This is a genomic window from Mesorhizobium sp. M1E.F.Ca.ET.063.01.1.1 (genome assembly GCF_003998155.1).
Lineage (GTDB): Bacteria > Pseudomonadota > Alphaproteobacteria > Rhizobiales > Rhizobiaceae > Mesorhizobium.
Genome location: NZ_RZSC01000106.1, coordinates 1 through 12,419 on the forward strand (window position 1 = coordinate 1; position 12,419 = coordinate 12,419).

Consider the following 12,419-nt stretch of genomic DNA (forward strand, 5'->3'; position numbering starts at 1 on the left):
CTGTTGGCCGAAGGTGTCACGACCGTCGAAGTCAAATCCGGCTACGGCCTCGACCTCGACAACGAGAAGAAGTCGCTGCGCGCCGCCCGCCGGCTTGATGGTGAACGGAAGGTCACGATCCGCACGACCTGTCTCGCCGCGCACGCGCTGCCGCCGGAAGCCAAGGGCGACAAGGACGCCTTCATCGACCTCGTCGCCGGCACGATCCTGCCGGCAGTTGCCGCCGAAAAGCTCGCCGATGCCGTCGACGGTTTTTGCGAGGGCATCGCCTTCTCGCCGGAGCAGATCGCGCGCGTTTTCGATAAGGCCAAAGCGCTCGGCCTGCCCGTAAAACTCCACGCCGACCAGCTCTCCAACCTGCATGGCGCAGCGCTCGCCGCCCGCTATGGCGCGCTGTCCGCCGACCATCTCGAATATACGGATGAGGCGGGTGCCGCGGCGATGGCTGACGCTGGCACCGTCGCGACGATCCTTCCCGGCGCATACTACTTCATCCGCGAGACGAAGAAGCCGCCGGTCGATCTGTTCCGCCGGCGCGGCGTCAGGATGGCGGTCGCCACCGACAGCAATCCCGGCACCTCGCCGCTCACCTCGTTGCTGCTCACCATGAACATGGCCGCGACGCTGTTCGGCATGACCGTCGACGAATGTCTCGCCGGCGTCACCCGCGAGGCCGCGCGTGCGCTGGGCCTGCTCGACAAGACCGGCACGCTTGAAGCCGGCAAGTCGGCCGACCTTGCCATCTGGGACATCGAGCGCCCAGCCGAGCTCGTCTACCGCATGGGCTTCAACCCGCTCCATGCCCGTATCTGGAGAGGACAATGACCGAACTGATCCTGAAGCCCGGCAACACGACACTTGCCGACTGGCGCGCCATCTATCGCGGCGCCGTTCCGAAGCTTGACGCCGCCTGCCGGCCGAAGATCAAGGCCAGCGCCGAGGCGGTCGCCCGCATCGTCGCCAAGGGCGAGCCGGTCTATGGCATCAACACCGGCTTCGGCAAGCTGGCCAGCGCCCGCATTCCCGCAGCCGACCTCGAGACGCTCCAGCGCAACATCGTGCTTTCGCATGCCGCCGGTGTCGGCGAGCCGATGCCGGTCGCGGTGGTGCGGCTGATGATGGCGCTGAAGCTTGCCAGCCTCGCCCAGGGCGCCTCCGGCGTTCGCGCCGAGACCATCGACCTGCTTCAAGGGATGCTCGCCAACGACGTCACCCCGGTGGTGCCGGCGCAGGGTTCGGTCGGCGCTTCCGGCGACCTCGCGCCGCTCTCGCATATGACCGCCGTCATGATCGGCGTCGGCGAATGCTTTACACCGCATGGCCGCTTCCCGGCCAAAGTCGCCTTCGTCTCGCACGGGCTGGAACCGGTGACGCTTGGCGCCAAGGAAGGTCTGGCGCTGCTCAACGGCACCCAGTTCTCGACCGCCTTCGCGCTCGCAGGCCTGTTCGAGGCCGAGACGCTCTACCAGTCCGCACTGGTTGCCGGCGCGCTGTCGACGGATGCCGCCAAGGGCTCGGACGCGCCCTTCGATCCGCGCATCCATCTCTTGCGGAAACATCGCGGCCAGATCGAGACGGCGGAGGCGCTGCGCAACCTGATGGCCGGCAGCGCCATCCGTGAATCGCATCGCGTCGGCGACGAGCGCGTGCAGGATCCGTACTGCCTGCGCTGCCAGCCGCAGGTGATGGGTGCGGCGCTCGACGTGCTGCGCAAGGCGGCCGACACTCTGGAGACCGAGGCCAACGGCGTCACCGACAACCCGCTGATCTTCGCCGAGGACGACACCGCGCTTTCGGGCGGCAATTTCCACGCCGAGCCGGTCGCCTTTGCCGCCGACATGATCGCGCTTGCGGTCTGCGAGATCGGCTCGCTGTCGGAACGGCGCATCGCCATGCTGGTCGATCCGGCGCTGTCCGGCATGCCGGCCTTCCTGACGCCCAAGCCTGGCCTGAATTCCGGCTTCATGATCCCGCAGGTGACGGCGGCCGCACTTGTTTCGGAAAACAAGCAGAAGGCCTATCCGGCGAGCGTCGATTCGATCCCGACCTCCGCCAATCAGGAAGACCATGTCTCGATGGCCGCGCATGGCGCGCGACGGCTGCTCGGCATGATCGAGAATGCCACCGCCGTTGTCGGCATCGAATTGCTGGCGGCCGCCCAAGGCTGCGATTTCCACGCCCCGCTGGCTTCGAGTGAAGCGCTCGAAGCGGTGCGCAAGCTGGTCCGTGCCGAGGTTCCGCACCTCGACAATGACCGGCATTTCCATCCCGACATGGAAAAGGCCATCGCCCTGGTGCGCAGCGAGGCGGCGGTGAAAGCGGCGGGCGCGATCGCGCTGCCATCGATTGCGGGAGCCGCATGATGACCACGCCTTCCTGGCTCACCGTCACGCAAGGAACGGCGCCGCTGCTGGTCTCGATCCCGCATACCGGCATCGATCTTGCCGGTCTCGACAGCCGGCTGGTCTCGACCTGGCTCGGCCGCCGCGACTGCGACTGGTGGATCGACAAGCTCTACGATTTCGCAGCCGACCTCGGTGCGACCGTCGTCCACACCGCCATTTCGCGCACCGTCATCGACGTCAACCGCGACCCTTCCGGCGTCTCGCTTTATCCTGGACAGGCGACGACCAGCCTGTGCCCGACGGACACGTTCGACGGCGATCCGCTCTATAACATGGGCGACGAACCGACGCCGTCCGAGATCGATGAGCGCCGCGAGACTTATTTCGTTCCGTATCATGCCGCCTTGCAGGGCGAAATCGACCGGTTGCGCGGCATCCACGAGAACATCGTTCTCTATGACTGCCATTCGATCCGCTCGGTGCTGCCGCGCCTGTTCGAAGGCACGCTGCCGGTCTTCAACCTCGGCACCAATGACGGCAAGAGCGCCGATCCGTCGCTGCAGCAAAAGGTGGCCGAAATCCTCGCCGCGACCGGCGAGACCTGGGTGGTCAACGGCCGCTTCAAGGGGGGCTGGATCACGCGAAGCTTCGGCCAGCCGCAGAACGGTGTCCATGCGCTGCAGATGGAGCTCTCCAACCGCGGCTATATGCGCGAGCCGAACAAGAAGGGAGCGCCGGAAAACTGGCCGGTGCCATACGACCCCAGCTACGCCGCGCCGATCCGCGCCACGCTGAAGACCATCCTCGAAACCGCCATTGACTGGGCAAGGCGCTGACCCGCGCCGCCCGCCTTGCTTGAAAGGGACAATGATGAACAATCCCCGTCACAACATCCGCGAAGTGCGCGCGCCCCGCGGTGACAAGCTCAACGCCCGCTACTGGACCACCGAGGCGCCGCTGCGCATGCTCATGAACAACCTCGATCCGGAGGTCGCCGAGAACCCGAACGAGCTGGTCGTCTATGGCGGCATCGGCCGGGCGGCGCGCACCTGGAACGATTTCGACCGTATCGCCGCCACGCTGAAGACGCTCGGCGAGGACGAGACGCTGCTGGTTCAGTCCGGCAAGCCGGTCGGCGTCTTCCGCACCCACAAGGACGCGCCGCGCGTGCTGATCGCCAACTCCAACCTCGTGCCGCATTGGGCGAATTGGGAGAAGTTCAACGAGCTCGATAGGAAGGGCCTGATGATGTACGGCCAGATGACGGCCGGCTCCTGGATCTATATCGGCACGCAGGGCATCGTGCAGGGCACGTATGAGACTTTTGTGGAAGCGGGCCGCCAGCACTATGGCGGCAATCTCAAGGGCAAGTGGATCCTGACCGGCGGTCTCGGCGGCATGGGCGGCGCCCAGCCTCTCGCCGCCGTCATGGCCGGCGCCTGCTGCCTGGCGATCGAATGCAATCCGGACTCGATCGATTTCCGCCTGCGCACCCGCTATCTCGACGAGAAGGCCGAGACGCTCGACGAGGCCATGGAAATGATCGAGCGTTGGACCAAGGCCGGCGAGGCGAAGTCGGTCGGCCTGCTCGGCAACACGGCGGAGATCGTGCCGGAGATGTTCAGGCGCGGCGTCCGCCCCGATATCCTCACCGACCAGACCTCGGCCCACGACCCCATCAACGGCTATCTGCCCAAGGGCTGGACCATGGCTGAATGGCGCGAGAAGCGCACCTCCGACCCCAAGGCCGTGGAGAAGGCGGCCCGCGCCTCGATGCGCGAGCATGTCGAGGCGATGGTGGCGTTCTGGAACGCCGGCGTGCCGACGCTGGACTACGGCAACAACATCCGCCAGGTCGCCAAGGACGAGGGGTTTGAGAACGCCTTCGCCTTCCCGGGCTTCGTGCCGGCCTATATCCGTCCGTTGTTCTGCCGCGGCATCGGCCCGTTCCGCTGGGCCGCACTCTCCGGCGATCCGGAGGATATCTACAAGACCGACGCCAAGGTGCGGGAGCTCACCCCCGGCAACACGCATCTCCACAACTGGCTGGACATGGCGCGCGAGCGCATCTCCTTCCAGGGTCTGCCGGCGCGCATCTGCTGGGTCGGCCTCGGCGACCGCCATCGCCTCGGTCTCGCCATCAACGAGATGGTGGCCAAGGGCGAGCTCAAGGCGCCGGTCGTCATCGGCCGCGACCATCTCGATTCCGGCTCGGTCGCGTCGCCGAACCGCGAGACCGAGGCGATGAGGGACGGCTCCGACGCCGTTTCCGACTGGCCGCTTCTCAACGCGCTGCTCAACACCGCGTCCGGCGCCACCTGGGTTTCGCTGCATCATGGCGGCGGCGTCGGCATGGGCTTTTCGCAGCATGCCGGCATGGTGATCGTCGCCGACGGCACGCCGGACGCGGCGAAGCGCCTGGAGCGCGTGCTTTGGAACGATCCGGCGACCGGCGTCATGCGCCACGCCGATGCCGGTTACGACATAGCGATTGCCTGCGCCAAGGAGCATCAGCTCAACCTGCCGGGCATTCTGGGCTGAAGCGATGCGTATCCTTCGTGCCGCCGGCTACCGGGTCATGCCGTGGAAGAATGGCGGCGGCACGACGACCGAGATCGCCGTCTCGCCTGACTCTGCCGGGCTCGACGATTTCGACTGGCGCATCTCGATGGCCCGCGTCGAGACGGGCGGGCCGTTCTCCAGCTTTGCCGGTATCGACCGCACGCTCGCGGTGCTCGAAGGCGAAGGCATCGTGCTCGATATCGCCGGCCAGCCCGCGTCGCGGCTGACGACAGCCTCGGCGCCGCTTTCCTTCCCCGGAGACGTGCCGACCAGTGCCACCCTGATCAGTGGCCCGATCATCGATCTCAACGTCATGACGCGCCGGGGCCGCATGGGCCATACCGTCGAGCGGCTGTCGCTCTCGAGTGAAAGAGAGATTGACGCCGGCAGCGATACGACGCTTGTCCTGCCGGTCGGTGTCGGCGTCAAAGTCTTCTCCCAGGACCTCGCAAGCCTCGGCCCGCTGGACATTTTGATTCTCGACCGAGACAGCCCGAAATTGCGCCTGGAGCCTGAAGGGCAGGGGCCTCTGTTCGTTATCAGGCTCTTCAACCTCGCCGCCAACGATTAACGGCTGTTTCCAAACATGATCGCGGCGCGGGCGAAATATCACCCGGCCCCTTGCATGTACCACGAAAAAGCCTGAATCCTTTCCCTGATCGGACCCCGGGGCGGGGAAGCGAGGGGCGTTCGCCCTTGAGTTGTCGAAAGGGGACGCCCCTGTCATGGAGCGCAAAAAAACTTTCGACCGGACCTGCCATGCAACCAATTGCATTTGAACCGGTTTTAGGGCCATTGCCGTGGCGGTGACGCCGCATTGCGCCCCGCCTTACGGAATAATCAATGAACATTCAGACGAATCCCACCAAGATCGAACAGACAAGCGCCGGCTTCCCGGTTGTCACGGAAGCGCCGATACGCTCCAATTTCCTGCCTGAGGACCGGCTGCGCGCGCTGGGCGCAGCACTTGCCGACGGCGAAGTCCGGGAGCTGTTCGGTCTGGCGCCGTTCGAATTCCAGGCCCGCATCCGCGACAGCGCCAAGAAGATTCTCGAAGTCTACCGTTCGACCAATGCCGCCCAGGCCAAGGGCGAGACGATCACACCCGCGGCGCAATGGCTGCTCGACAACAATTATCTGGTCGAGGAGACCATCTTCCAGGTCAAGCGCGACCTGCCGCGCCGTTTCTACCGCCAGTTGCCGACGCTCAAGCTTGCCGACGGCTCCGCCCTGCCGCGCGCCTTTGCCGTTGCCTGGAGCTATGTCGAGCATTCTGACAGCTCGGTCTCGGCGACCATGTTCAAGGCGATTGTCGAAGGCTTCCAGGCAGTCGAGCCGCTGAAGATCGGCGAGCTCTGGGCGCTGCCCTCGCTGCTGCGTTTCGTGCTGATCGAAAACCTCCGCCGTATCGCGGTGCGCGTCAACCGCACCCGGCAGATGCGCCAGATCGCCAACGAGGTCGCCGACCGCGTGCTCGCGACCGACGACAATGCCGACCGGACCAGGATCCTGTCGACCTACGCCGCGCACGCGCAGGACACGACTTTCGCCACCCAGCTCCTCTACCGCCTGCGCGACGGCTCGCAGAATGCCGGCCGGGCGCTGGAATGGCTGGAGGGCGAGCTCGAGAAGACCGGCTCGGACGCCGAAGAGATCATCATCTCGGAGCATCAGACGCTCTCCAGCGGCAACGTCACCACCGGCAACATTATCCGCGGCCTGCGCCTCATCAACGACGTCGACTGGACGGTCTGGTTCGAGGGCGTCAGCCGCATCGACACGCTGCTGCGCGAGCGCACCGATTTCGCCGCGCTCGATTTCTTCTCGCGCGACCAGTACCGCACCGCGATCGAGCAGATGGCGCGCCGCTCAGACCTTTCCGAGTACCGCGTCGCCGAAAAGGCGATCGAGCTTGCGGGCCACACGCCTGGGGTCACCGACGCGTCCGGCGTCCCCGAGACCGCCGATCCCGCGGTGCATACAGATGTCGGTTTCTTCCTGGTAGGGCCGCGCAGGCCGGAGCTGGAAAAGGCGATCGGCTACCGGCCGCCCTTCTATGTGACCTTCAAGCGCGCTTTTGCCAGCGCCGGCTGGCTCGGTATCGTCGTGCCGGTCTTCCTGCTGACCGCGCTGCTGCTTGTGCTGTCGGGAAGGGCGCTCGCCACTCTCGGGCTGTCGGTGGAGTCGGTCACGCTGATGCTGGCGCTGTTCGCGGTGCCCGCCAGCGAAGGCGCGTTGGCCTTCTTCAACACCGTCGTGGCGCTGTTCCTGAAGCCGACACGGCTTGTCGGCTATGATTACAAGCACGGCATCCCGGCCGCGGCGCGCACGCTCTGCGTGGTGCCGTCGCTCATCGGCTCGCGCGACGACGTCGAGGAAAACATCCGCAACATCGAGGTGCATCACCTCGCCAACACGGCGGAAGAGATCCATTTCGCGCTCTTGTCCGACTGGCCGGATTCCAAGACCGAGATCGACGCCGCCGACATCGAGATCCTGCAATATGCCCGTGACGAGATCGCCAGGCTGAACGCCCGCTATCCATCGGAGGGCGCGCCGCGCTTCTATCTTCTGCATCGCCGGCGGCTCTACAACCAGGCGCAGGGCTGCTGGATGGGGTGGGAGCGCAAGCGCGGCAAGCTGCATGAGCTCAACCTCCTGCTGCGCGGCGACAGCGACACCACCTTCCTGCCGCTCGACGTGCCGCTGCCGGAAAAAGTCACTTATGTGATGACGCTCGACGCCGACACGCGCACCACGCGTGACGCCGTCTCGACGCTGGTCGGCAAGCTCGCGCACCCGCTGAACCGCCCGCATTTCGACCCGGCAAAGCGCCTCGTCACCGCCGGCTACACCATCCTGCAGCCACGCATCACGGCATCGCTGACCAGCGGCGACGATGCCTCGTTCTTCCAGCGCGTCTTCTCGGCCAATCGCGGTCTCGACCCTTACGTCTTCGCCGTCTCTGACGTCTATCAGGACGTCTTCGGCGACGGCTCCTTCACCGGCAAGGGCCTCTATCACGTCGATGCCTTCGAGGCGGCGCTGAAGGGCCGCATCGAGGAAAACACCATCCTCAGCCACGACCTGCTCGAAGGCGCCCTGGCGCGTGCGGCCCTTGTCACCGATGTCGAGCTGGTCGAGGACTATCCGACCCGCTACTCGGTCGACGCCTCGCGCCATCACCGCTGGGCACGCGGCGACTGGCAATTGCTCGGCTTCATGTTCGATCCTCGTTCCGGCGTTCCGGCGCTGTCGCGCTGGAAGATGGTCGACAATCTGCGTCGCACGCTGACCCCGATCTTCTGGGTGATGGCCTGTATCGCCGGCTGGACGCTGCTGCCCTTCACGCAGGCCGCGCAGTGGCAGGCGCTTTTGATCCTCAGCCTGTTCATGGCGCCCACCTTCGACATCGTCAACGGCATCCTGCCGAAGAGCGGCGACCAGACGCCGCGCGGCCACTTCTCGGCGCTGGCGCGCGACACGGTCTTCGGCACGGCGCTGGTGGCCTTGAAAGTGCTGTTGATGGCGCATCTCGCCTGGATGATGGGCGATGCCATCATCCGCACGCTTTACCGGCTCTTCGTCAGCCGCCAGAACCTTCTCGAGTGGCGCACCGCCTCGCAGGCGCACAAGAGCGGCGGCAGCGATCTCGGCTCCTATTACAGCATGATGTACGGCGCCGTGATCATCGGCATCGTCGGCCTTGCCATTCCGGTGCTGGCCGATTCCACTGGTGCGTTCGTCGCCTTCTTCTTCGCGCTTTTCTGGATCGGCTCGCCCGCCGTCGCCTGCTGGATCAGCCGCTCGGCAGAGACCGAGGACAGGCTGCGCATTTCGGCGTCCGACATCCATGCGCTGCGCACCGTGGCGCGTCGCACCTGGCACTATTTCGAGACCTTCGTGACGGCCGAGCATCATTACCTGCCGCCCGACAATTTCCAGGAAAGCCCGGCGCCGGTGGTGGCGCCGCGCACTTCGCCGACCAATATCGGCGTCTACCTGCTCTCGGTGGTGTCGGCGCGCGATTTCGGCTGGATCAGCCTTGCCGACGCCATCACCCGCATCGACGCCACGATGACCACCATCGAGAACATGCCGCGCGACCGCGGGCATCTCTACAACTGGTACGACACGACGACGCTGAAGCCGCTCTATCCGCTCTATATCTCGGCGGTGGACAGCGGCAATCTCGCCGGCCATCTGGTCGCGGTGGCCGCGACCTGCGCCGAATGGGCCGAGGCGCCTTCGGTCCACCTGCAGGGCGATTTCGAGGGTATCCTCGACACCGTCACCATCCTCGACGAGAGCCTTGAGGACTTGCCCGACGACCGCCGGCAGTTGCGGCCGCTGCGCCAGCGTCTCGCCGACCGGCTCGACGGCATGCGCCGCGCGGTGATGACCATCAAGGCGCAGCCCGAGATGGCCTCGATCCGCACCATCAACCTCGCGGTGCTGGCCGGCGAGATCCGCAAGCTCGCCACGGCGATCCACACCGAGGCGGCATCACCGAAGAGCGATGTCATCGCCGACTGGGCGGCCAGGCTGGAGGCGACCTGCGAGGCGCATGTGCACGATTCGCACAATGACGAAAGTGCGGTCTCGGCGCTCCGCACCAAGCTGCTGGCGCTGCGCGGACGCTGCCGCCGCTACGCCTTCGAGATGGATTTCTCCTTCCTGATGCGGCAGGAGCGCAAGCTTCTGTCGATCGGCTACCGTGTCGAGGAGCACCAGCTCGACGAGAGCTGCTACGACCTGCTCGCTTCCGAGGCGCGACTGACCAGCCTGTTCGCCATCGCCAAGGGCGACCTGCCGACGGAGCACTGGTTCAGGCTCGGCCGCCCGATCGTCGAGATCGGCTTCAAGGGCTCGCTGATGTCCTGGTCGGGCTCGATGTTCGAGTATCTGATGCCGCCGCTGGTGATGAAGGAGCCGCAGGGCTCGATCCTCAACCAGACCAGCAAGCTCATCATCAAGCGCCAGATCCAGTATGCGCGTTCCAAGAACGTGCCCTGGGGCATCTCGGAAGCGGCCTACAACGCCCGCGACCGCGAGCTCACCTACCAGTACACCAATTTCGGCGTGCCCGGCCTCGGCCTGAAGCGTGGCCTCGGCCAGAACACCGTGATCGCGCCTTACGCCACGATCCTGGCGGCGCAGTTCAATCCGCGCGAGGCCGTGCAGAACCTGATGCGGCTGCGCTCGATCGGCGCGCTCGGCCGCCACGGCTATTATGATGCGGTCGATTTCACGCCGCAACGCGTGCCGGAAGGCAGCGACCACGCTGTCGTCCAGAACTACATGGCCCACCATTCCGGCATGTCGATCGCCGCCGTGGCGGATGCCATCTTCGAGGGCCGGTTGCGCGAACGTTTCCACAGCGACCCGGTGATCGAGTCGGCCGAACTGCTGCTGCAGGAGAAGGCGCCGCGCGACATTCCGACCGCCACAGTCCGCACCGAGGCCGACGAGCGCGCCAAGGACGAGACCGAGACCGAGAGCCCCGACAGCCGCATCATCCTCGATCCGATCAAGGCGCTGCGCGCGACCAATGTCATGTCCAACGGCCGCTACTCGGTCATGGTCACCGCAACCGGCTCCGGCTACAGCCGCTTCGGCGAGCTTGCCGTCACCCGCTGGCAGCCGGACCCGAGCGAGGACCGTCTCGGCTCCTACATCTTCCTGCGCGATACCGCGAACGGCGATTGGTGGTCGGCGACAGCCGAACCAAAGCGCGCGGAGGGTGAACGCGTGCAGACGCTGTTTGCCGACGACAAGGCGAGCTTCACCAAGTCGGTCGGCTCGCTGCGTTCGGAAGTCGAATGCATCGTGATTTCGGAAGGCAATGGCGAAGGCCGCCGCATCACGCTCTACAATGACGGCGCCACCGACCGGCACATCGAGGTAACCTCCTTCGCCGAGCTGGTGCTGGGCAACGAAGCCTCTGACAACGCCCATCCGGCGTTTTCGAAGATGTTCGTCGAGACCGAGATTGCGCAGAACAACGGCGCGATCTTCGCCACCAGGCGCAAGCGCGAGAAGAACGAGCCCGACATCACGATGGTGCATTTCGTCACCGATCCGGCGGGTCCCTCGCGCGACGCGGAGGCGGAAACCGACCGCCGTGCCTTCATTGGCCGGGGTCGTACCATCGCCGATGCCGCCGCTTTCGATCCGGGCGCCAGGCTTGGCGGCCACCAGGGCTTCACGCTCGACCCGGTGGCGGCGCTCCGCCGCCAGGTGCGCGTGCCGGCCAACAAGAAGATCTCGCTGACCTTCTGGACCGTTGTCGGCGCCAACCGCGGCGAGCTCAACGAGGCGATCGGTCGCCTCGACCATCAGGAAAGCTTCGCCCGCCAGGCGATGCTCGCCTGGACGCGCAGCCAGGTGCAGACACGCCATCTCGGCCTCAGCCTGACCGACGCCGCGAATGTGCAGAAGCTGGCGCGTTACCTGATCTATCCGGACCCGTTCCTGCGTCTGCCCGCGGAATCGATCGCCTCGGGCCTCGGTCGTCAGTCGAGCCTCTGGCCGACCAGCATCTCCGGCGATTTCCCGATCTTCCTCGTGCGCATCGGCGACGTCGCCGATCTTGAGATCGTCGCCCAGGCGCTGCGCTTCCAGGAATATATGCGCGCCCGCGGCATGATGATCGACTTCATCGTCGTCAACGAGCAGGCATCCTCCTATGTGCAGGACCTGCAGCGCGCGGTGGAAACGCTGTGCGAGAACAGCCGCCTGCGCGGGCGCGAGCTTGGGCCCCGCCAGCACATCTTCGCCGTGCGCCGCGACCTGATGGACGAGCCGACCTACAAGACCCTGCTGTCGGTCGCGCGCGTGGCGCTCCATACCCGCAACGGCACCATCTTCGACCAGCTCGAACGGGCCGAGACGGCCGCATTGCAAGCCCGCGACGCCTTGCAACAGGCCGAGGGCGGGACGCCGCGCGAGCCGACCCTTCCGCCCTTGCCGGTGCCGGCAAGCCGCGGAGCCGATATCGCCGCCGACGGCGGCGGCCTCGGCCTCTGGAACGGCTTTGGCGGCTTCGACGGTGATGGCCGTCACTATGTGACGCGGCTGACCGGGCGGCGCACGACGCCGCAGCCCTGGATCAACGTCATCTCCAACGCTTCCTTCGGCTTCCATGTTTCGGCCGAAGGCGCCGGCTTCACCTGGAGCCGCAACAGCCGCGACTACCAGCTGACGCCGTGGTCGAACGACCCGGTGTCGAACCGGCCGAGCGAGGGCTTCTACATCTACGACCAATTGACCGGCAAGGCGTTCTCGCCCATGGCCGCGGTGGTGCGCGACCCCTCGATGACCTACGAGACCTGGCACGGCCAGGGGTTCTCGACCTTCCGCTCGAAGCGAGGACCGCTGTCGATGGACCTGACGCAGGTGGTCGACCCGGTGGATCCGGTGAAGATCACCCGGCTGCGCATCCAGAATGCCGGCCAGGCGCCGGCAAGGCTGCGCGTCTATGCCTATGCCGAATGGGTGCTCGGCGGCCAC

General features: G+C 66.0%; 6 protein-coding genes. All 6 read left to right on the forward strand.

Features of this window, described 5'->3' with window-relative positions:
* A partial coding sequence (gene hutI / locus EOA29_RS11045; protein WP_127220890.1) for an imidazolonepropionase occupies positions 1–825 on the forward strand: 825 nt, incomplete at its 5' end.
* Positions 822–2,363: a histidine ammonia-lyase gene (hutH, locus tag EOA29_RS11050; RefSeq protein WP_126094318.1), complete on the forward strand. Its 1,542-nt coding sequence runs from the start codon at positions 822–824 to the stop codon at positions 2,361–2,363. The genes hutI and hutH, both read left to right, overlap by 4 nt.
* Positions 2,363–3,181, forward strand: coding sequence for an N-formylglutamate deformylase (gene hutG, locus EOA29_RS11055; RefSeq protein ID WP_126094317.1), 819 nt, complete (start codon positions 2,363–2,365; stop codon positions 3,179–3,181). The genes hutH and hutG overlap by 1 nt, the downstream gene beginning before the upstream one ends.
* A 34-nt stretch (positions 3,182–3,215) precedes the next feature.
* Positions 3,216–4,886, forward strand: coding sequence for a urocanate hydratase (hutU, locus tag EOA29_RS11060; protein ID WP_126095935.1), 1,671 nt, complete (start codon positions 3,216–3,218; stop codon positions 4,884–4,886).
* A gap of 4 nt (positions 4,887–4,890) precedes the next feature.
* Positions 4,891–5,478 carry a HutD family protein gene (locus tag EOA29_RS11065; protein ID WP_126094316.1) on the forward strand — a complete coding sequence of 196 codons (588 nt, stop codon included), beginning with the start codon at positions 4,891–4,893 and terminating at the stop codon, positions 5,476–5,478.
* Positions 5,479–5,750: 272 nt separating this feature from the next.
* Positions 5,751–12,419 (forward strand): glucoamylase family protein (locus tag EOA29_RS11070; protein ID WP_127220891.1); only part of this gene is annotated, 6,669 nt, incomplete at its 3' end.